General features: G+C 72.4%; 24 protein-coding genes and 1 tRNA gene. 5 read left to right on the top strand and 20 right to left on the bottom strand.

Going from position 1 to position 20482, the window contains the following annotated elements; translation table 11 throughout:
• Nucleotides 1-66 precede the first annotated feature (66 nt).
• A complete protein-coding gene (locus ATL41_RS12875) occupies nucleotides 67-1158 on the bottom strand; it encodes a DUF2804 domain-containing protein (protein WP_245854846.1) in 1092 nt (363 codons plus the stop codon).
• A 138-nt stretch (nucleotides 1159-1296) separates the two neighbouring features.
• On the opposite strand from ATL41_RS12875, the gene ATL41_RS13230 reads away from it, so the two are divergent.
• Nucleotides 1297-1434: a hypothetical protein gene (locus tag ATL41_RS13230; protein ID WP_169924570.1), complete on the top strand. Its 138-nt coding sequence runs from the start codon at nucleotides 1297-1299 to the stop codon at nucleotides 1432-1434.
• Nucleotides 1435-1509: 75 nt separating this feature from the next.
• On the opposite strand, the gene ATL41_RS12870 is transcribed toward ATL41_RS13230, so the two are convergent.
• Nucleotides 1510-2373, bottom strand: coding sequence for an SDR family oxidoreductase (locus ATL41_RS12870; protein WP_098458819.1), 864 nt, complete (start codon nucleotides 2371-2373; stop codon nucleotides 1510-1512).
• A gap of 119 nt (nucleotides 2374-2492) precedes the next feature.
• On the opposite strand from ATL41_RS12870, the gene ATL41_RS12865 reads away from it, so the two are divergent.
• Nucleotides 2493-3485, top strand: a complete 993-nt coding sequence (locus ATL41_RS12865; protein WP_098458818.1) for a Gfo/Idh/MocA family protein — start codon at nucleotides 2493-2495, stop codon at nucleotides 3483-3485.
• 121 nt (nucleotides 3486-3606) lie between these two features.
• On the top strand, nucleotides 3607-3942 hold the full coding sequence (locus ATL41_RS12860; protein ID WP_098458817.1) for a hypothetical protein: 336 nt from the start codon (nucleotides 3607-3609) through the stop codon (nucleotides 3940-3942).
• Between the two features lie 96 nt (nucleotides 3943-4038).
• Here ATL41_RS12860 and ATL41_RS12855 read toward each other — a convergent pair whose 3' ends face one another.
• On the bottom strand, nucleotides 4039-4602 hold the full coding sequence (locus ATL41_RS12855) for a sulfurtransferase (protein ID WP_425432680.1): 564 nt from the start codon (nucleotides 4600-4602) through the stop codon (nucleotides 4039-4041).
• 1006 nt (nucleotides 4603-5608) lie between these two features.
• Between ATL41_RS12855 and ATL41_RS13330 the strand changes: the two genes are divergently transcribed.
• Complete coding sequence (locus tag ATL41_RS13330) at nucleotides 5609-5932, top strand: YtxH domain-containing protein (protein ID WP_181010250.1); 324 nt, start codon at nucleotides 5609-5611, stop codon at nucleotides 5930-5932.
• Nucleotides 5933-5986: 54 nt separating this feature from the next.
• On the opposite strand, the gene ATL41_RS12845 is transcribed toward ATL41_RS13330, so the two are convergent.
• The 4 genes from ATL41_RS12845 to ATL41_RS12830 form a co-directional block, all read right to left on the bottom strand.
• On the bottom strand, nucleotides 5987-8131 hold the full coding sequence (locus ATL41_RS12845) for an acyltransferase family protein (RefSeq protein ID WP_098458815.1): 2145 nt from the start codon (nucleotides 8129-8131) through the stop codon (nucleotides 5987-5989).
• A gap of 101 nt (nucleotides 8132-8232) precedes the next feature.
• Entirely contained in the window at nucleotides 8233-8661 is a 429-nt protein-coding gene (locus ATL41_RS12840) for an alpha/beta hydrolase (protein WP_098458814.1), read from the bottom strand.
• Nucleotides 8662-8726: 65 nt separating this feature from the next.
• Entirely contained in the window at nucleotides 8727-9242 is a 516-nt protein-coding gene (locus tag ATL41_RS12835; protein ID WP_098458813.1) for a lipocalin family protein, read from the bottom strand.
• A 102-nt stretch (nucleotides 9243-9344) separates the two neighbouring features.
• Nucleotides 9345-9770: a DUF4260 domain-containing protein gene (locus ATL41_RS12830; RefSeq protein WP_098458812.1), complete on the bottom strand. Its 426-nt coding sequence runs from the start codon at nucleotides 9768-9770 to the stop codon at nucleotides 9345-9347.
• 124 nt (nucleotides 9771-9894) lie between these two features.
• Here ATL41_RS12830 and ATL41_RS12825 point away from each other — a divergent pair, with 124 nt between their 5' ends.
• On the top strand, nucleotides 9895-10722 hold the full coding sequence (locus tag ATL41_RS12825; protein WP_098458811.1) for a MerR family transcriptional regulator: 828 nt from the start codon (nucleotides 9895-9897) through the stop codon (nucleotides 10720-10722).
• Between the two features lie 54 nt (nucleotides 10723-10776).
• Here ATL41_RS12825 and ATL41_RS12820 read toward each other — a convergent pair whose 3' ends face one another.
• The 13 genes from ATL41_RS12820 to proB all read right to left on the bottom strand — a co-directional run bounded on the left by ATL41_RS12820 (nucleotide 10777) and on the right by proB (nucleotide 20456).
• Nucleotides 10777-11391: a M23 family metallopeptidase gene (locus tag ATL41_RS12820; protein WP_098458810.1), complete on the bottom strand. Its 615-nt coding sequence runs from the start codon at nucleotides 11389-11391 to the stop codon at nucleotides 10777-10779.
• A 10-nt stretch (nucleotides 11392-11401) separates the two neighbouring features.
• The gene (locus ATL41_RS12815) at nucleotides 11402-11638 is read right to left on the bottom strand and encodes an NAD(+)--rifampin ADP-ribosyltransferase (RefSeq protein WP_098458809.1); all 237 of its coding nucleotides are present in this window, start codon (nucleotides 11636-11638) and stop codon (nucleotides 11402-11404) included.
• Between the two features lie 49 nt (nucleotides 11639-11687).
• Nucleotides 11688-12275, bottom strand: a complete 588-nt coding sequence (locus ATL41_RS12810; RefSeq protein ID WP_245854844.1) for a transglutaminase-like domain-containing protein — start codon at nucleotides 12273-12275, stop codon at nucleotides 11688-11690.
• A gap of 567 nt (nucleotides 12276-12842) precedes the next feature.
• A complete protein-coding gene (locus ATL41_RS12800; protein WP_245854843.1) occupies nucleotides 12843-13466 on the bottom strand; it encodes a CueP family metal-binding protein in 624 nt (207 codons plus the stop codon).
• A gap of 136 nt (nucleotides 13467-13602) precedes the next feature.
• The gene (locus ATL41_RS12795; RefSeq protein WP_098458807.1) at nucleotides 13603-14058 is read right to left on the bottom strand and encodes a DUF6153 family protein; all 456 of its coding nucleotides are present in this window, start codon (nucleotides 14056-14058) and stop codon (nucleotides 13603-13605) included.
• A 125-nt stretch (nucleotides 14059-14183) separates the two neighbouring features.
• Nucleotides 14184-14256, bottom strand: a tRNA-Ala gene (locus tag ATL41_RS12790).
• Nucleotides 14257-14320: 64 nt separating this feature from the next.
• Entirely contained in the window at nucleotides 14321-15001 is a 681-nt protein-coding gene (locus tag ATL41_RS12785; protein WP_098458806.1) for a histidine phosphatase family protein, read from the bottom strand.
• Nucleotides 14998-15414, bottom strand: a complete 417-nt coding sequence (gene rsfS / locus ATL41_RS12780) for a ribosome silencing factor (RefSeq protein ID WP_098458805.1) — start codon at nucleotides 15412-15414, stop codon at nucleotides 14998-15000. Before rsfS ends, ATL41_RS12785 begins: the two co-directional genes overlap by 4 nt.
• Nucleotides 15415-15474: 60 nt before the next feature.
• Nucleotides 15475-16986, bottom strand: coding sequence for a hypothetical protein (locus ATL41_RS12775; protein ID WP_098458804.1), 1512 nt, complete (start codon nucleotides 16984-16986; stop codon nucleotides 15475-15477).
• Nucleotides 16973-17599, bottom strand: a complete 627-nt coding sequence (gene nadD / locus ATL41_RS12770) for a nicotinate-nucleotide adenylyltransferase (RefSeq protein WP_098459111.1) — start codon at nucleotides 17597-17599, stop codon at nucleotides 16973-16975. The genes ATL41_RS12775 and nadD overlap by 14 nt, the downstream gene beginning before the upstream one ends.
• A 37-nt stretch (nucleotides 17600-17636) precedes the next feature.
• Nucleotides 17637-17786: a hypothetical protein gene (locus ATL41_RS13225; protein ID WP_169924569.1), complete on the bottom strand. Its 150-nt coding sequence runs from the start codon at nucleotides 17784-17786 to the stop codon at nucleotides 17637-17639.
• A gap of 126 nt (nucleotides 17787-17912) precedes the next feature.
• Complete coding sequence (locus ATL41_RS12765) at nucleotides 17913-19220, bottom strand: glutamate-5-semialdehyde dehydrogenase (protein WP_098458803.1); 1308 nt, start codon at nucleotides 19218-19220, stop codon at nucleotides 17913-17915.
• A gap of 102 nt (nucleotides 19221-19322) precedes the next feature.
• On the bottom strand, nucleotides 19323-20456 hold the full coding sequence (proB, locus tag ATL41_RS12760; protein ID WP_098459110.1) for a glutamate 5-kinase: 1134 nt from the start codon (nucleotides 20454-20456) through the stop codon (nucleotides 19323-19325).
• Nucleotides 20457-20482: the final 26 nt, after the last annotated feature.

Here is a 20482-nt window from a genome sequence, read left to right as displayed (position 1 = left end):
TCGCGGTGCGGGGTGAATCCGCGCCTCGTGCGCCGTCGGGCAGGGTGAAACCCGGCGAGAGCGCCGTCACCAGCGGTGATGCACGTCCTCGGCCCAGCCGACGACGTCGGCGACGCGCACCCAGGTGCCCGCGTCGTCGCGCACGCGTCCGGACCACGTGCCGAAGCACTGGTGCGTGGTCCCGGAGACGATCTTCAGGTCCATCGCGGACGACTTGACGTGGAACGGCGTCAGCGTCAGGTCGACACTCTCCCCCTCGACGCGCCAGGGGCGCATCCAGTCCTCGGTGTCGTACGTCCAGACGAGCTCTTCGCTGATCTTGGTGAGGTGACCGTCGACGAGGAGCGAGTTCTCGACAGCGCCGGTCCCGTCGGTCCAGCGCCCGCCGACCTGGATGCCGACGACGTGACCGTCGGTGTGTCCCGACCCGGCGCCCCAGTTCCAGGCGATGTCGTAGGGCCAGCGACCGCGGCCGTGGTCGAGGGTCGCCCACGAGTCCCCGTCGGGCAGGGCGTGCGCCGTGCCGTCGACCCAGATCGTGCCGCTCGCGGGACGGGCGACGTCCTTGACGGTGTACTGAAAGCGCCGGTCGTCCCACGGCACGACCACCCCGAGGTGCTCGTGCCCCTCCGGACGGTGCGCGACGACGTCGAAGCGCAGGCGCGCGGACTGCCCGCGCAGGCGCGTGCCGCCGTCGACCTCGTCGACGGCGAGGCGGAACGCCTTCGTCGTGGCGCGCGCCGGGCCGTGCCCGAGCGTCCCGGGCAGCGACGTGCCACGGCCGAAGGGCCGCACGGCCTCGAGGTCGATCTCCTCGCCCGTCGTGCGGTCGAGCAGGTACATGCTCGGCACGGCGGCGTAGCCGACGTCGGAGATCACGAGCGCGAGCACGTGCGACGGCGTCGTGACGGCCCAGTACTCCCAGCGCTTGTTGCGCCCGAAGCCCACGCGGCCGCGACCGATGCCGTCGGTGTCGTGGAGCGGGGTGCGGGTCCAGCCGACCGCGTCGGGGTTCAGGCGGCCGTCAGGCCGGGTGAGGGAGACGGGCGCGGTGAGCTCCCGCTCGTCCAGGTGCCGCGTCATCGGGGCGGCGCGTGGTGCGGGGACGGCGTCCGTGGGCTCGTGTGCGGCCTGACCAGCCTCGTTGCTGTCGTGCATGGCGGCACTCTACGCGGCGTGCGCGCCGCGCACGAAAAGCGTCGGCGCACGTCGCACGAGCATCGTTCGGGATGCGGGGCGCGTCGGCGCGGCGCAGGGTGGAGGCACGACGTCCCCCACGACCAGGAGGAGCGAAGCATGAGCGGCGAGAAGGAGACCCCGCAGCCGGACACGGACGGTGCCACGACGCCGGAGACGACGCCGGGCCCGCCGGAGACGGACCTGCACAACGAGAAGGTCGACGAGACGCCGGACGAGCGTTTCGACGCCGGGTGAGCCTGGCGGACACGACCGAGGCCGGTGGGCCGACGCTCCTCGCGTCGGCCCACCGGCCTCTCTCGTGCTGCCTCGTCAGAAGACGGGCTTGCCGCCCGTGACGCCGAGGACGGTCGCGGAGACGAAGCTTGCGTCGGCGTCGTTCGCCAGGAAGACGAACGCCGGGGCGCACTCTGCCGGCTGACCGGCGCGGCCCAGCGGCGTGTCCTGGCCGAACTTCTCGATCTTCTCCTCGGACTGCGTCGCAGGCTGGAGCGGCGTCCAGATCGGACCGGGGGCGACGGCATTGACGCGGATGCCGCGCTCCCCCACCTCAGCGGCGAGGTTGACGGTGAAGTTGTTGATCGCCGCCTTGGTCGACGCGTAGTCGAACAGCGTCGTCGACGGCTGGTACGCCTGGATCGACGACACGTTGATGATGCTCGCCCCCTCGCGCAGGTGCTTGAGCGCCTCCTGCGTGACCCAGAACAGGGAGTACAGGTTCGTCTTGAACACCCGGTCCAGCTCGTCGGTCGTGACGTCCGCGATCGAGTCGCGGCGGGCCATCTGGAAGCCTGCGTTGTTGACGAGGACGTCGAGCCCACCGAGCGCCTCGACGGCGTCGCGCACCACCTTGCGGGCCGTCTCCTCGTCGCGCAGGTCGCCGGGCAGCAGCGTCACGTTGCGTCCCGCCTCGCGCACCCACCGTGCGGTCTCCTCGGCGTCCTCCTGCTCCTCGGCGAGGTACGAGAGCGCGACGTCGGCGCCCTCGCGTGCGTAGGCGATCGCGACGGCGCGTCCGATGCCGGAGTCGCCTCCGGTGATGAGGGCGCGCTTGCCGTCGAGCCTGCCGTGGCCCACGTAGCTCGTCTCGCCGTGGTCGGGCTGCGGTTCCATGGGCGCCGTGAGGCCGGGGGGCTCCTGCTGCTGGGCCGGGAACGAGCTCGGGTGATCAGTCATGGCGTCCTCCTCGTCGTGCGGGGAAGGCCAGGCTTCCGCGCGCACCGGCCTGGCTTCCACGCTCAGGCACGCCGATGCGCCCCGCAACCTGAGCGCGCAGGAGATGGTTGAGTGTCGACATGACGACACACCTCGACCATGTCCGCTGGGGGATCATCGGCGTCGGCGACGTCACGGAGCGCAAGTCCGGGCCGGGCCTGCAGAGGGCGGAGCGGTCCTCGCTCGTCGCGGTGATGCGGCGCGACGGCGCGAAGGCGGCCGACTTCGCGCGTCGGCACGGTGTGCCGCGCTCGTACGACGACGCAGACGCCCTCATCCACGACCCTGAGGTGGACGCGGTGTACGTCGCGACGCCGCCCGACTCCCACTCCGACTACGCGCGGCGCGTCGCCGCAGCCGGGAAGCCTGTCTACGTCGAGAAGCCGATGGCGCGGACCGCGACCGAGGCGCGTTCGATGATCGAGGCGTGCGACGTGGCGTCGGTCCCGTTGTTCGTCGCGTACTACCGCCGCGCGATGCCGCGCTTCCAGACGATCGTGAGCCTCGTGCGCGACGGCGCGATCGGCGACGTCCGCACGGTCACCGTCCAGAACCTCTCGCCGGGGCAGATGTGGGAGCCGGGGCACGCCCCCTGGCGCGTGCAGCCGGAGATCTCGGGCGGCGGGCTCTTCGTGGACCTCGGGTCGCACGCGCTCGACTTCCTCGACCTGCTGCTCGGGCCCGTCGAGGAGGTGCATGGCCTCGCGGTCAATCGCGCAGGGACGTACGACGCCGAGGACCACGTCGTCGCGGCGTTCCGCTGGTCGGGAGGCGCGGTCGGGACGGGCACGTGGGGCTACGACGCCGACGGGCGCACGGACCAGGTCGAGCTCGTCGGGACGAGGGGCAGGCTAACGTTCTCGATGTTCGGGGAGGACCCGCTCGTGCTGCGCAGCGAGGGTGCCGAGCGGCGGATCGAGGCGCCCTACCCCGACGTCGTGCAGCAGCCGCTCATCCAGACGGTCGTCGACGAGCTCACCGGGCGCGGGACCTGCCCGAGCACCGGCCGCTCAGCGCTGCGCACGGCCGAGGTGGTCGACGCGCTGCTCGCCGGGTACCGCGCCTGTTCCTGACCCGCCCCTCGTCCTGGCCCCGCTGTGCCGATCATGTGGTGGCCTCGTGAGCGTGGCTCCTGAGCGGTTCCCCGGGACTACAGTCGAAGGGGGGAGCAGGCCGATGACGAGGGGGAACACTATGACGGCTCGATCGAACCAGGTCGCGGGCGGCGCCCTCGCAGCCGCGGCGCTGGCGCTGCTGACCGCCTGCTCCGGGGCGGGGGACCTGAGCGTGCGCAACGGGAGCGACGCGACCGTGAAGGTCCACGTCGGGGGCGGGCTTGAGGACTCCGTCGTCGAGCCGAACGGAGGAGTGGTTTTCCTCGGGTACGGCTGCTCGAAGGGCGACGTCACGATCGAGCTGGCGCCGGGGCGCACAGAAGCGGTCCCCGGTCCGGTCTGTCCCGACGAGGAGATCGTCATCCGCCGCGACGGGACCGTCGCCGTCCAGCCTGTCGCGCAGACTGAAAACTGACAGCCGCGGACGCAGCGTGCTCGTCGCATCTCGTCGCTAGCACGAGGCCCGGGCAGCATCGGCTGCCCCAGGCCTCGTGTCTCGCCTTGTGCGCGCTCAGCCGACCTCGACCGGGAGCGACGGGTCGCTCGTCCACTCGGTCAGCGAGCCGTCGTAGACGGCGACCTCGACGCCCGCGGCGTGGAACGCCGCGAACGCCGGCAGTGTCGCCGCGATGCCGCCGCCGCAGTACGTGACCGCGCGGTCGGCGTCGAGCACGCCCTGCTCCTGGAGCTTCTCGACGAGCTGCTCCTCGGGGAGGAAGCGCCCGGTCGCGGGGTCGAGCAGCGTGAACAGCGGCAGGTTGACGCTGCCGGGGATCCGGCCGCGACGCGGGTACGGGTTGAGCTCGGGCGTGCCGGCGAACGTGGCGGGGTCGAGCGCGTTGACGACGACGGTCCCCTCGTTGCCGGAGCCGGGCAGGGTCGCGACGATCTCGTCACGCGTCGCAAGCAGGTGCGGCCTGGGCGACGGGGTGAAGGTGACCGCGGGTGCCGTGGCGACCGCCTCCGCGTCGTCCGTGCCGGACACGACCGGGAGCCCGGCGGCCTTCCACGCGCCGAGGCCGCCGTCGAGCACGGAGACCTTGTCGTGGCCGAAGTAGCGCAGGAGCCACCACACGCGCGTCGCCCACGCGTTGCCGACGTTGTCGTAGACGACGACCTGCGTGTCGTCGCCGATCCCGAGCCCCTCTCGCCCAGGTGCATGAGCAGCAGCTCAGCGTCGGGACGCTTCGCGACCGACGTCGCGAGCGTCCGGGCGAGGCCGACCGCACCGCCGTACCAGCAGGCCGCGACGCCCGCTCCGCCCCACGCGAAGCCGGGACGGCGCAGGTACCAGCCGGGACCGCCGACCGGGACGGCGGGTACGCCGTCGAGGTGGATGGACGTGCTGGAGATCTCGGTAGGGCCTCGCGCCGCCCAGGCCTCGTCGCCCTGCCGCACGCCCGCGTGGCGCAGGTCGATCGCGAAGAGCGCTCGCTCGCCGTCGTGCAGGTGTGCCGTGACGAGCGCAGACGTGAGGTTGCCAGCGAGCGAGCACCACGGCTTGGTGCCGTCGAGGCGGTAGGTGCCGTCGGCGCCCTCGGTCGCGTCCACGCGCACGCCCGGCCCCTCGGCGGCGAACACCCCCCAGGTGCGCCCCGCCGCGGGGCCGACGACGGAGGCCAGCGCGTCGCCGTCGACGCCCGCCTGGTCGAGGATCGCGAGCGCGTCGAGGTGCGTCTCGATCACGCGGGCGAGCGCAAGGTCGCGCGACGCGACGGTCGCCAGCACCTCCCAGAGCGCGACCGTCCCGGCGCCTCCCGGGCGAAGGCCCGGCGGAAGCTCAGGTGCGGCCGCGAGCGCGTCGTCGACAGACCGAGCTGCCTCGAGACGGGAGAGTGCGGCGTCGCGCAGCACGTCCCCCCCGTGGGCCCCGGTCAGCCGCACCGTTCCGTAGATCTCCGTCATGCGTGTCCTCCCAGGTCAGCGGTCTGGAACGATGATCGCCCTGTCGTGAGCGGCGCGCGAGCCGGGCCGGTGTGACCCGCACCCTACGCGCCTACGACCGCTCCGGCCCGACGTGCAGGTCCACCGGTGCGCCCGCAGGATGGAGGGACCGAAGCAGGCCGACGGAAGGACGATCGATGGGTTCCAAGGCAGCATTTCTCCTCGGCGCGGGCGTGGGCTACGTCCTCGGCACGAAGGCAGGTCGTGCCCGCTACGAGCAGATCAAGAACAAGGCCGACCACTTCATGCAGGACGAGCGCGTCCAGAGCGCTGTCGCGACCGCGAAGGACAAGCTGGGTGACGTCGCTGGTGCGGCGGGCGGTGCCGTGAAGGACAAGGTCGCAGAGACGGCGTCGGAGGCCGGCGAGGCGCTCAAGTCGAAGGTCTCGTCGCTCCGCCACCACGACGACGAGAGCGACTCCGCGGAGGCGCCCGCACCTCCGCCGTCCGCGCAGATCTGACGAACCCGCCCGCGCCCGCCTCGCTCCTGCGAGCTGCGCGCTGGCCGCTTCCCCTCAGCGGCTGAGCGCAGCTCGCACCTCCCCAGCGAGCGCGGGCGCGAGCGTGCGCGCGAACGACGCGCTCATGTGCCCACCGTCGAAGTAGGCGATGAGACCGCCGATCGTCGAGTAGCACGTGTCGTCCCGGCAGAAGCGGTCGGTGAGGTCGAGGACCGTGACGAGCGGGCTCGGGTGCTCCTCGGCGGCGTCGGCGAGCGGGTCGACCTGCTCGCGGTCGCGGCCGCCGTCGCACGCCCCGAGGTCGTCGAGGTGCGCGGCCACGCAGTCCGGGACGCTCGGCAGGTCGGAGTGCGGTGTGTCGCGCACGACGATCGTCGGGACGCCGCCGGCTACCCAGCGGTCGAGCGAGCGCGTGTACGCCGCGCGAGCGGCCGCTTCCTGCTCGTCCTCGGGCACCCCTGCGAGGCGCATCCCGAACAGGTTGGACACGACCACGAGGTCGTACCGCCCGTCGGACGTTTCCGACAGGACCCGCTCGTTCCACGACTGGCAGGCCTGCGTGCGCGCGTCACCGAACGCGAGCGGCTCGGTGACCGTGAAGCACCGGGACACCAGATACGTGTGGATCCGCAGGTTCTCCTCTTCGGCGAGCTCCTGCAGAGCGGGCAGCCAGTGGCCGCCGTGCGAGTTGCCGACCAGGGCGATGTCCCGCGCGTCGGGCGCCGTCGACCCGTACGTGCAGACCTTCTGCCGCGTCAGGGGGCCGAGGACCCAGCAGTCGTCCTCGTACGGGTCGGGCATGTCGTCCATCGCGACGACCGGCTCGTGCACGAGCTCGGCGCCGTGCGGGGCACACCCCGGCGTCACGAGGGCCGCGGCACCGAAGCACGGGTCCGGCTGTGCGAAGGCGGTGGCGAGCCGCTGCTCGCCCGCGTCGACGACCCGCCGCAGGTCCGCCCGCACGAGCAGCGCGAGCGACACGAGCACGACCATGCCGAGCGCCATGAAGACGTAGGTCCGCCGCAACGGGACGCCGAGCGGGTGGCGCCCCCGCAGCGGGTCCTCGACGCACACCTTCGTGGCAGCGGCGAGGGCGAGGGTCAGGGCGACGATGACGACGGCGTCGAGCAGCGTCCGGTCGCGCCCGAGCGCGAGCGGGAGGAGCACGATGAGCGGCCAGTGCCACAGGTAGATCGCGTACGAGACGGACCCGACGTACTGGACCGGCCCGGGCGTCAGCAGCGGCTCGGGCGAGCCTCTCCCCTCGCTGTGGGCGGCGATCACGGCGACGGTCCCGAGCACGGGCGCGAGCGCGACGGCGCCCGGGAACGGTGCCGATGCGTCCAGGACGAGCGCGGCGGCGACGATCGCGGCGAGCCCTGCCCACGCGAGGACGGCTCGGGCGACGCGCCTCCGGTCGAGCGCCCGCGCGACGACGGGTGCCGCTCCTGCGAGCAGAGCCCCTGCGCCCAGCTCCCACACGCGCACGTGCGTCGCAAAGTAGGCCTGCGCGGGGTCCTTCGCGGTTACGAGGACGGACGCCGAGAAGGACAGGGCGACGACGCCAGCGAGACCTCCCGTGACCCACAGCCGCATGCGCCCGGCTCGCCCGCTGCGGCGGGCGACGACGCGTGCGACGGCGGCGAGGACCAGGACGAGCACGGGCCAGCCGAGGTAGAACTGCTCCTCGACGCCGAGGGACCAGAAGTGCTGGACCGGCGTCGGCGTGGAGTCTGCGGCGAGGTAGTCGACCGCGCGCTTCGCGAGGGCCCAGTTCTCGAGGTAGAAGGTCGACGCGATGATCTGGCGCGTCGTCTCGGCCCACTGCGTCGGGGGCGCGACGAGCCACGACGCCACGAGCGTCACGGCGAGGACGAGGAAGGACGCCGGCAGGAGGCGGCGGATTCGCCGGCCCCAGAACTCGGCGAGGTCACGCGGTGTGCGCGGCGGGTGCTGCAGCAGGTGGGACGTGATGAGGAAGCCCGACACGACGAGGAAGACGTCGACGCCGATGAAGCCGCCGGTGACGACGCCGGGCCACAGGTGGTAGACGACGACGAGCGTGACGGCGAGCGCGCGGAGGCCCTCGATGTCCTTGCGGACGGTGCGCCGTCGCTCAGCGCCCGCGGCTGGCGGGCGCTGCTCAGCCGCGTCGACCGTCGCCGTCGCGCTCGCCCCTGCTGTCGTGTCGGTTGCCATCAACGTCCCCCCGGACCGGATGCCACAATTCCGACAGACTAGGCGAAACACCACCTAGCGGGCGCGGGGGTTTTAGCCCCCGGGCCCTGCTCAGCCGACGCTCACGCCCCGTCCGCACCGCACGTGCTCGACGGCGCGGAGCCCGCGAACCGCTCCAGGGTCCAGCTCTCGAGGCGTTCGCCGAGCGGGGAACCGTCGGCAAGAACGTCGAGGTGGCCGCCGTCCGGGATGCGCAAGAGTTCGATCTGCTCCCCCGCCGCGCACGCACGCGAGGCGAGGTCGTCGCTCAGCCGCGCAGGTACCACGGTGTCGGCGTCGCCGTGCGCGACGAAGAGGGGCGCCGACCACGGACCTGCCGCGACGTTCTCGGCAAGACGCGCGCCGAACGGGCCGTCGAGCGCACCCTCGGCGACGATCGGCTGGTTCTTCCCGAACGCGAGCCCGGCCGCGAGAGTGACGAGCGTGGCGCCGTCGCTCGTGCACCGCCCCGCCGCCTCCCGGCGCGTGATCGCGAGCGGGGGCAGAGTCATGTCGTCCTCCCGACGCTCGGTGGCTGCTCGACCTGCAGCCTAGCGACGGGGCCCCGCGCGCGGAGTCAGTCGTCGATCATGTCGTCTGTGACGCGGCTGCCGGACTGATCCGGGCGGATCCAGTCGGTCAGGTCGAAGCCCTGGCGACGTGCCTCGTCGAGGTAGTCCTGCTCGGTGCACGCGTCGATGTGCGGGGCCCGGGCGAGCAGCCAGAGGTTGGAGCGGTCGGGCGTGCCGACGAGCGCCGCCGTGTAGCCCTCGTCCAGCTTGAGGACCCAGTAGTCGCCCTCCGTGAAGGGGATCCAGCGTAGGTACTTCGGCAGGAAGGAGACGGTCAGACGAGTGGGGTCGGCGTCGTCGACGGGCTTGGCACGGCCGAGCGCCTGCGTGGGCTTGCCGTCCTCGCCGATGCACCTGTTGTCGACTCGGATCGAACCGTCCTCGTCGAGCGAGTACTCGGCGGTGACGTCGCGCGCCCCGTCTTCCTCGTACTTGAGCGGGAGCCGCCCGATCTCGTACCAGAGCCCGAGGTACCTCTCGAGGTTCAGGTGGGCGACGGTCGTGACGTCCTGAGCAGTCATGCGTCCTCCTACGGGTCGGGTCGCTTCCTTTCCAACGTAGGCATGACCTGCGCAGACGGCATCCGGGGAGAGCGCCGACCACGGGTGGGGCGCGTCATGACGTCAGGCAGCGTCCTTCTCTGCAGCCTGGAGGCTGCCGAGGTGCGTGTGCGCGAACCCGTGGAGCTTGAGCCCGAACCCGAGCGCCCGGTCGACGGAGACGTGGAACGCCCAGCAGGCGGCGAGAACGACGAGCCAGTCGGGTCGCGCGTCCCCGGCGAGGAAGTAGCCGGCGAGTGCGGCAGCGGGGCCCGTGTAGTTGTGCACGACGTTGTAGGTGACCGCGCCGAGGCGCGGGCTGCGCGCGTATCCGACCATCGAGAGATCGAAGAGCAGGAACGACGCGGCGAGCCACCATGCGGGCAGGTCGAGCGCGACGAGCGCGACGACGATCATGGCGGCGATCGCGCCGTTCTCGAGGCGCTGCAGGACGACGACGTCGCGCGCGCCCGTCGGCGCGCCGTCGTCCACGGTCTCCGGTGTGCTCATGGTGGGGCTCCGTCCTCGGTGGTGGTCGGTCCAGCACCAGTCTGGTGCACCGGGCGGCGGCGGCGCGTGCGCGGTGCCGCGCCAGGCTTGCTTCTGCCATGGTGTCAGGGTGTGCAGTGAGGGCATGGATCACGACAGGTTGCTGCGGATCGGCACGTTCTCGACGTTGTCGAGGATCAGCGTGCGGATGCTGCGCCACTACCAGGAGCACGGGGTGATCGCCCCGGCCTGGGTCGACCCTCTCTCGGGTCATCGGTTCTACCGACCGGAACAGCTCGCCACCGCTCAGCTGGCGGCCCAGCTGCGCGACGCGGGCTTCCCGGTCGCGACGATCGCTCAGCTCCTCGGGTCGACCGATCCTTCCAGGATCGATGCTGCGCTCAGCGCGCAGCGCGTTGTCCTCTCGCAGCAGCGTGAGGACCTCCGCGGCAAGCTCGCCGCCCTGGATCGTGTCAGCACCGCACTGAGAGGACAGACCATCATGAGCACGATCGACGTGACCGTCGCGCACCTTCCCGAGATGACGTTCGCCAGCCTCCGCAGGACGCTGCCCGGCTACGGCGACGAGGGCCTGCTCTGGCAGGACCTCGTACCGCTCGCGACGCAGTCAGACGCAGAGCTCGCGCCGGACGGCATCTCAGGCGCCACGTTCCACGACCCGGAGTACCGCGAGTCGGACGTCGACGTCGAGGTCTGGATGCAGGTCACAGCGCCGTTCGCACCCGTGGCGCCGCTCTCCTGCCGCCACCAGCCGGCCCAGGAGATCGTCACGGCCACGCTCGTCGGCGACTACTCGCAGATGCCGGTGGTCACCGGCGCCATCGGTGCGCATCTCGCCGAGCACCAGCTCCGGACGGGACCGATGTTCAACATCTACCGCGTGAGCCCGTCGCAGGATCCCGACCCGAGCGCGTGGGTCACGGACGTCTGCTTCCCGATCCTCGGGAGCTAGGGCGGTTCCTGGGGACCGTCCGGGCCGACGGTCCCAGGGGCGCAGTCCAGAGCGTCAGCCTGCGTCGACGATCTCCCCGTTGCGGGGAATCACCCCTCGGAAGGTGACCGGCACGGCGGAGGCGCGGGCGACGTCGACCCGGACGACGGCCTGCACGTGGAGGTGCGGCTCGGTGGAGTTCCCCGTGCTCCCGCACCTCCCGAGGACGTCGCCTGCCCTCACCTGCTGCCCCACCTGCACGCGCAGGCTGCCGTGCGCGAGGTGGCACAGCGCGACGACGACGCCCTCGCCTGCGACGAGCACGTGGTTCCCCGCGAGCGCGCGCCAGCCGCGGCGCACCCGACGTCGCTGCGTCAGGGCATACCCGATCGACGGCAGCCCGCGGTAGGCGGGGTGGTCTCGCTCGTCGTTCTCGGCTGCGACGACCTCCCCGTCGAGCGGAGCCAGCACCTCACGTCCGAACCCGGGGAATGCGTCAGGCGGCTCGGGCAAAACGGCTGACCGGAGGGTGAACGGTGCCGTGCGATCACGTGCGCCGACAGGCACGAAGTCGATCGCCCGCGACGACGCGAAGAGCGTCGTGCCATGGCTGGGCACGCGATCGGCGGGGCTGTTCTGCACGAGCCACCGCCCGGTGAACGGGTAGGCGAGGTCGACGGTGCGGGACACGCTCGCCTCCTCAGTCGATGATCGGGGCCGCGCCGGCCTCGCGCAGGCGTCGAAGGTTCGCGAGCATCGTCTCAACCTGCTCGGGCGGGTGCCCCTGCCAGTCGTCGATCTCCCCGATCACCCGGACGGGGGCGGTGCTGCGGTAGGAGCGCGTCGGGTTGCCGGGGGCGAGGTCTGCTCTGGTCCTGTGGAGGTAGGGGCCCTCGGCGTAGAGCTCGAAGTGGACGGGTGCTCGTCGGCTCGCCATGCGTCCGACGATATCGGCGGTCCGGGGCCATGGGCGCAGCGGCGGCCCCCTACGGCTGCGCCAGCTCCGCGGGGAGCTGGCACACGAGCAGGTCGGAGGTGCCGGTGAGCGCCGCGACGACTTCGGGTGCGGGCTCGTCGTAGAGCGTCCGGTAGTCCCGTTCCCCCAGGCTCTCGTCGACGCGGTAGACGAGGCTCTCGGTGCCGATCGAGAACTGCGCGCCGACGCCCGGCTTGTTCCCTCGCGGGTCCTGCCGGTGCCATGCGCCGTCGAGGTGCACCGACACGAGCCCGTGGAGCACGAACCCGGCGCTCGACGACCTGAGGCGCTGATAGCCGAGAGCCGCTGGGACGCCCTGGCTGCGCAGCACGGCGGCATACAGGACCGACTTCGCGTAGCAGAGCCCTACCCGCTCGCGCAGGACGGCGGTGGCGGAGAGCGTCACCCGCGGGTCCTGCACGTCGTACGAGTGCGCGACCTCGTCACGCACCCACTCGAACGACGCGCGCGCGAAGTCGACGTCGTCCGGGTGCTCGGCGCGCAGCTCGGTGCCGAGCCTGACCACGTCGGGGTGGTCGGACTCGACCCAGGCGTTGGCACGGAGATAGTCGGTCGGGGTCGGAGCCGCGGTCGTCACGTCGCCATTGTGCCGAAGATCCCGTCGCGCCGAAGGGCGAACCGGGCTGCCGAGCGAAGCCCGGCACTGCCCACCGTCGTCGGGGTGGGCACGCTGAACCACCCTGTCGGTCTCGCGCAGCGGGCCGCACGGTGTCACCATGGTCGATTTTGAGGTGGTCGTCGGCGCCGGGACGCTGCGCAGCCCGTCCGGGACGGCCGTGCGCTTCCCGCACCGCTGGACGAGCGAGGGCGTCACGGTCGAGGCTCAGTTCACGGGTGGGCATCTCTGGGTGCTCGCCCCTGCGGGGTGCGTCCTCAACGACGTGTACCGGGAAGCAGCCGCGCTCGACGTCCCCGTCGAGGGGGTGCAGGTCAGGGGCTGTCGGCCGTCTCTCCGAGGAGACGTGGCGGTCGGAAGGGATCCGTTACACGGTCGACGTCGACAGCCCAGCTCCCGCGTCTGCCGTCGACGACCTGCTCGCCAGGGTCGACGCGGTCGCGGAGATCCCCCAGGCGCTGCGCGCGCCCAGCGCCGTGGAGCGCGTCCCCGCAGGGCGCGCTCCAGGCGCAGGGCCGTCCTGAGATCTCAGGTGAGCTGCATGGTCGTGACGCAGGTCGGGTCCTCCACGCTCGTCGTGGAGATCTTCGCAGACCCGCTGACGCCGTCCTGGCTCACGACGAGCTCGCCCGAGAAGTCCCGAGGCAGCCAGAAGCCCATGAACCCGTTGTCGTAGGTGGTGCGCGTCTCGTCGAGGACCACGGTGCCGTCCGCGCTCGTCAGCACGACCTGCACGTCCTCGTTGGCCATCTCGCCGCGGCACGTCGTGAGGCTGTGGAAGTAGCAGTCGTGGGTCTCGTCGCGGTACGGCGCGACCGAGACGTACACCTGGTCTTCTGGCATCGGCAGGCGAGTCTCGCGGTCCTGGTCGTCGGTGAGGATCAGGACGTCTGGTCGCACCGACGCCATGAGGTCAGCGGGACGATCTGCGACGGCCATGGCGTCGAGCCGGTCGACGACGGCGCGGGCGTCGAGCCCGTCGAGTCCGTGCTCGGACAGGATGCTCGTCGCGGGAGACGAGGTGGACGACGGCGCTGGCGAAGGGTTGGGCGAGGCGCAGCCCGCGAAGGCGAGTCCGGAGGCCAGAAGTGCAGCAGTGGCGAGGATCCGCCGCCGAGGCGTGGCGGCGTAGGGCATGGCGAGGTAAGGCATGGTGAGCTCCAGCTGTGAAGGGTGTAGCGACTCGGGACTGGGCACCGAGCGCCGAGGAGTCGAGGGGCGAGATGGGGCACGTCGAGCCTGCGGCTCACAGGACGCGGGCGGCGAGGCACGGGCACCCCTGGCGGCGTCAGGTCCGGCTGATGCAGAGGACGTGAAGCGACGGCGGTCGCCGCAGCACGTGCGACGTCGGGCCTGTGCGCCGGGCGACACGTGCGGCCTGAGGCAGCCATCTGGTCGGAGCGCGAGGGACGACGAGAACGACGAGCGCGAGCAGCAGTCCGAGCGCGCAAGCCGTCGCAACGGTCACGTGACCGGCCGCTCCGCACCCGCCACACAGGTCGTTGAGGTCGCCCGGGATGGCGCCGCTGCTGACGGCTGCGTCGAGGCTCTGCTGGGCGTGGTGCGTGATCGCGGTCGCCGCCGAACCGTCTGGTGCTGCGGCCGCGGGAGGCGCGAGCGCGCTCGGGCCGTGCATCGACAGCAGCCCGGCGACGATCGCGGCTGCGAGGAGGGCGCGCAGGGCAGCGACCCGGACCAGGCGTGCCGCCCTGGTGCCTGTCGGTGCGAGTGCCGCTGCTCCCATGGGACGACCCTAGCCAGCCGGGGCCGGCACGTCCCGGGCCCGACGTCCCTGTCCCCCGCCTGCGGCGTCGCCGCCGGGTGAACGACAAACGAGGCCCGACCCCGCTGGGGTCGGACCTCGAATTGTGGAGCTGAGGGGACTCGAACCCCTGACCCCCTGCATGCCATGCAGGTGCGCTACCAGCTGCGCCACAGCCCCGGGACCAGCAACGATCGGGAAGATCACTACCGTTCCGGCCCCGCCTCAGCGGGACTCCGTAATCTTAGACCGATCCTCGCTCGATCGCGAAATCGGGTCCCGCGACCCAGTGCTCGACCGGGTAGTCAGGCCCGACGTTGTGCGCCGTGAGCCGCCACGCGGGCGTCGCTCCAGGGCCGGACGCTCGCAGGACGGACCAGTGCGCGTTGTGCATCCCCTGGATGCCCTTCCACGTGTCGGGGTCGATACCGAGCAGCGCGGTGATCGCGATCGAGATCGCGGCGCCGTGCGACACGACCGCCAGGACGTCCTTCGGCCCGAGGGCCTCGGCGTGCTCCGCGACAGCAGCGGCAAACCGCTCCCCCACGTCCCCGCGGCGCTCGGCGCCGATCGACGTCGGCTCGCTGCCGCTCTTCCAGCCCGCGTACTCGTCGGGCCAGCCGGCGACCATCTCGTCCGCCGTCAGCCCCTCCCACGCGCCGAAGCTGCGCTCGCGCAGCCGTACGTCGTACGTGACCTCGAGGCCGACGGCGTCGCCCAGGTACTGCGCGGTCGCCGCGGCGCGCTGCAGGTCCGACGACACGATCGCCGTCGGCGAGAAGCGTGCGAGCAACGCCTGCGCACCGACCTCGGCCTGCCAACGCCCGACGTCGTCGAGCGGGATGTCGACCTGCCCCTGCAGGCGCTGCGCCGCGTTGTACTCGGTGCGCCCGTGGCGCACGAGCACGAGCGTCCCGGCGGTCACTCCTGGCCGCCAGCCTCGCCGTCGGTCGGCTCGGCGTCAGCCGTCGTGCCGTGCACGTCGGCGGGCAGCTCGACGACGGGGCAGTCCTTCCAGAGGCGCTCGAGCGCGTAGTAGACGCGGTCCTCGGAATGCTGGACGTGCACGACGACGTCGCCGAAGTCGATGAGGACCCAGCGGGCCTCGGACTTACCCTCGCGGCGCAGCGCCTTGGCGCCAGCCTTGTGCATCGCCTCCTCGACGGCGTCGACGATCGCGACGACCTGACGCTCGTTGCTCGCCGAGGCGATCAGGAAGACGTCGGTCAGGACGAGCTGCTCGCTGACGTCGAGGGCGATGATCTCCTCGGCCTTCAGGTCGCTGGCCGCGCGGGCGGCGACGATGGCAAGCTCGGTGGCGCGCTGGGTGGCGGGCACGGTTCTCCTCAGATACGTGGGTGTGTACCCACAAGTATGCCTGCCGCAGGGCGGCAGCCGTCAGGCGAGACCGGGCGCGAGCCCCTGCACGGCGGCGACGACGGCCTGCGCGGCGGGCGTGCCGGCGTCGGACGTACCGGACAGCAGCTGCCAGCACACGAACCCGAGCACGAGACCGATGACGACGAGGATGACGTAGTGGAACGGTGTGTAGCCGAGCCACGAGTCGCTCGACGCGGGTTCCTCGTCCTCGATCTCCGCGACCGGCTCGGACGACGCGACCGGCGAGAAGGGCGACGCCTCGGCGGCGGGCTGCTCGGCTCCCCCGCCCAGGACGGCGTCCCAGCTCGGGACGGTCACGTCGGGCTCGTCCTGCGGCTGGGTCGCGGGCTGGAAGGCAGGCGGCTGCTGCGTCGTCGCGGACGGGTAGCCGACGGTGGGAAGGGGCTGCGCCGCGGCCTGCGCTGGCTCGAACGGCCGTCCTGGAGCGGGCTGGGCCGGCGGGGCCCACGCCTGCGTCTGCTGGGACGCGGCAGGCTGCGTGGGCACCTGCTGGACCGGCGCCTGCTGGACGGGCGCCTGCGCGACAGCGGGCGCGGCAGCGACGTGCGGCGCCGGCGTGCGTGGCGCGACCGGCCGCGCGGGCTGCGAGCTGAGGCGCGACGGCTGGTTCGGTTCGGCCGGGTACGGCGTCGTGCCCGCGGGGTAGACGCGGGGTGCCGAGCCCTGCTGGGCCTTCGCGACGGCGTCGCGCACCCCGACACGGTTGGGCTGGCCCGACGCGGGGCGTCGGTCCGGCTCGACCGCAGGGACGCCGTCGCTGTTCACGGCGACGGCGGGCGTCAGCCGTCCGGTCTCGTCGATGCGGCGCACCGCGCCCGTGACGGCCGGGGGCGCGACGACGGGGGCCTGCTGCGGACGTGCCTGCGCTGCGGCGCGCTCAGCCTGCGCGCGCGCTGCCGTCTGCGCGGTACGCGACGGCGGTTCGACCGGGCGCTGCGGAAGAGGGGACTGCTGCTGCGGCGACGCCGACGGCGTCGGGCGCTGCTGCGGCTGGGCCGGAGCGCGCACGCCCTGCGGCGCGGGTGCGGCCGCCGCGGCCGGGCGCTGCACGGCGGCACCGGCGGCGCCCGGGACGGGCGCGACACCCGGGGCGGGCGCGACACCCGGGGCGGGCGTTGCACCCGAGGCGGGCGCAGCGTTCGGCCGTGCCGGGGCCGTCTGCGGCGCCTGCTGCGGACGCACCGGAGCGGGACGCTGCGCGGGAACTGCGGGGTCGGCCGGGCGCTGCGGGGCCGGTGCGGTGGGACGCTGGGCCGCCTGCGTGGCCTGGGCCTGCGTGGGGCGCGCGGGATGTGCGCCACTCTCGTGAGGGTCGTGGTCGTGGGAGTGCTCGCGCAGCGCGCGCCGCGAGAGCGGCGCCGCGTCCTGCGACGAGACGGTGTCCGACGGCACTGCCGAGGCAGCGCCCGTCGGTCCCGTGGCTTGCGCGGCCTGCTGGCTCATCGCACGCTCGCGCAGCTGGCGGCGCGTCAGGGGCGCCGCTGCGCGGTCGTTCTCAGAACTGGCCATCGATCGATTCCCGGTAGAGACGATGCTTGCTGATGTACTGCACGACGCCGTCCGGGACGAGGTACCAGACCGGCTGACCGGACGCTGCGCGCTCACGGCACTCGGTCGACGAGATCGCGAGAGCCGGGACCTCGACAGCCGTCACCGACTCCGGGTTCAGACCCTCCAACGACATCGTGTGCCCTGGACGCGTCACCGCGACGAAGTGTGCCAGATCGAAGAGCTCCGGAGCATCCTTCCACGACAGTATCTGCGCGATCGCGTCGGCCCCGGTGATGAAGAAGAGGTCCGAATGTGGACGTTCCCGGCGAAGGTCCCGCAGCGTGTCGATCGTGTACGTCAGACCTTCACGGTCGATGTCCACGCGGCTGACCGTGAAGCGCGGGTTGGAGGCCGTCGCGACGACCGTCATGAGGTAGCGGTGCTCGGCCGGCGTGACCGTCGTGTCCTGCTTGAAGGACGGGCGGCCGGTCGGCACGAAGACGACCTCGTCGAGGTCGAAGCGCGCCGCGACCTCGCTCGCGGCGACGAGGTGCCCGTGGTGGATCGGGTCGAAGGTGCCGCCCATCACCCCGAGACGGGTGCGCCTCGGCGTGCCGCTCTCCCCCGAGATGCTCACTGAGTTATCCAGGTCGGACAGTCGCGCTACGTCAGTGACGCTTGCCGACGCTCCGGAACGCGAAGGTGACGAGGAGCAGCGAGACCAACCCCACGAACGTGATGACCCCGTAGGCGCTCGGCTCGATCGGGAGCTCGGTGACGACTGCGCTCTCGGAAGCGAGCAGGGTGGCCGCGACCATCGGATCCTCCAAGGTAGATCAGGGGTTCGACCGCTGCGGCAAGGTCCCGCGGCGGGGCAAGTCACCAGTCTCTCACGGGTCGTGCGGCACGCGAAGACGCGCCACGCTCACCGCTGACCGGCAGGTTCAGGAGCGGACCTGACCGTCGCCGTTGACGATCCACTTGGTCGTCGTGAGCTCGGCGAGGCCCATCGGGCCGCGCGCGTGGAGCTTCTGCGTCGAGATACCGATCTCGGCGCCGAGGCCGAACTGCCCACCGTCGGTGAAGCGGGTGGAGGCGTTGACGTTGACCACGGCCGAGTCGAGCTCCGCGACGAAACGCTCCGAGGACGCGAGGTCCTTCGTGACGATCGCCTCGGTGTGACCGGAGCTCCACGTGCGGATGTGCTCGATCGCCGCGTCGAGGTCGTCGACCACCTTCACCGCGATCTCGGCGGCCAGGTACTCGGTCTCCCAGTCGACATCGGTCGCAGGGATCACCTCGACGCCCGTGGGCGCGAGCGACGCGGTCTGCTCGTCGCCGTGCACGACGGCGCCGGCGGACGCGAGCGCGCTGAGCGCGACCGGCAGGAAGTCCGCCGCCTCGCGGTGGACGAGCAGCGTCTCGACGGCGTTGCACACGCCGACGCGCTGCAGCTTCGCGTTGAGCAGGATCTGCAGCGCCATGTCGCGGTCCGCGCTCGCGTCGACGAACAGGTGGCAGTTGCCGACGCCCGTCTCGATCACGGGAACGATCGACTCGCGCACGACCGTCTGGATGAGGTCCGCGCCGCCACGGGGCACGAGCACGTCGACGAGGCCCCGCGCACGCATGAGCGCGACACCGCCCGGGCGCCCGAAGCGGTCGATCGACTGCACCAGGTCAGCGGGCAGCCCCTGCTCCTCGAGCGCCTCGCCGAGGACGCGCACGATCACCTCGTTCGAGCTCGCGGCAGCCGAGCCACCACGCAGCACGACCGCGTTGCCGCTCTTGAGCGCGAGCCCTGCGGCGTCCACCGTGACGTTCGGACGCGCCTCGTAGATCATGCCGACCACACCCATGGGCACGCGCAGCTGACGCAGACGCAGGCCGTTGGGGAGGGTCGAGCCGCGCACGACCTCGCCGACCGGGTCGGGCAGGGCCGCGAGCTCGCGCAGCGCGTCGGCGATCGCGCCGACCCGCTCGGGCGTCAGGGTGAGGCGGTCGAGCAGACCGGCCGTCATGCCGTTCGTCCGGCCCCGCTCGACGTCATCGGCGTTGGCCGCGACGATCACGTCGGCCTGTGCGACGAGCGCGTCGGCGAGCGCGTGCAGCGCCGCGTCCTTGACGCCGCGCGGCGCGGTCGCGAGGGCGCGCGAGGCGACCTTCGCGCGGCGGGCGACGTCGAAGACCTGCTCGGTGACGTCGTCGGACGTCGCGGCCTTCTCGGACAGGGTGGTGGAGTCGACGCTCATGCGGGCGAGCCTAGTCCGCGGTCGCGGATCTGGGCAGGGGCGGTCCACCGCCCGGACGCGCGCCGAAGCGCGTCGCCGCAGGTGGGGCCTGCTATCGGCGCGTCAGACCTTGCTCGGGCGACGTCGCACGACGACGAGGTCGTCACGGTGCACGACCGTGCGGTCGTAACCCTCGCCGAACTTCTCGCGCAGCTCGGCGGTCGTCCGGCCGAGGAGGGCGGGCAGCTCGCTCGACCCGAACGACACGACGCCGCGCGCGACCACACGCCCGGCGCCGTCGTGCAGCTCGACGACCTCGCCCGCACCGAACTCCCCCGCGACCGCCGTCACGCCCGCGGCGAGGAGCGAAGCCTTGCCGCCCTCGACCGCGCGCACCGCGCCGTCGTCGAGCGTGAGCACGCCGTGAGCGCGCGCCGCGTGCGCGAGCCACATCGCGCGGGCCGAGCCGCGCTTGCCGAACGGCGAGAACCACGTGCCCGTGTCCTCGCCGGCGAGGGCCTGACGCACGTTCGGCGCGGACGTGAGGACGACGGGGATGCCGGAGCTCGTCGCCATGCGCACCGAGTCGAGCTTCGTGAGCATCCCGCCCGTGCCGACCGCCGAACCACGGCCCGTGACCTCGATGCCGGCGAGGTCCGCGGCGGAGCGCACCTCGGCGATGCGCCGAGCGCCGGGACGCGACGGCGGGGCGTCGTACAGACCGTCGACGTCGGTCAGCAGGACCATCGCGTCGGCGCGCACGAGGTGCGACACGAGCGCGGCGAGGCGGTCGTTGTCGCCGAAGCGCAGCTCGTCCGTCGTCACGGCGTCGTTCTCGTTGATGATCGGGACGACGCCGAGCGCCAGCAGGCGCTCGAGCGCGCGCTGCGCGTTGCGGTAGCGCGACCGACGGATCGTGTCCTCAGCTGTCAGGAGGATCTGCCCGACGCGGATGCCGTGGTACGCGAACGCCTCGGTGTAGCGGGCGATGAGCTGGCCCTGCCCGACGGACGCAGCCGCCTGCTGGGTCGCGACGTCGCGCGGGCGCGACGTCAGGCCCAGCGGCAGGAGCGCCGCAGCGACGGCACCCGACGTCACGAGGACGACCTCGACACCGGCCCGACGTCGTTCGGCGAGCACGCCCACGAGCGCGCCGAGCGCGTCGAGGGAGAGGTGACCGTCCGCCTGCGTGAGCGACGACGAGCCGATCTTCACGACGACGCGGCGCGCGTCGGCGATCTGGGCGCGCGACTGCACCGCGGTCTGCTGATCAGAGCTCGGCT

The organism is Flavimobilis soli (assembly GCF_002564025.1).
Taxonomy (GTDB): Bacteria; Actinomycetota; Actinomycetes; order Actinomycetales; family Cellulomonadaceae; genus Flavimobilis; species Flavimobilis soli.
Note: the sequence above shows the minus strand (reverse complement) of the source record. Positions and strands in the feature narration are given on the sequence as shown.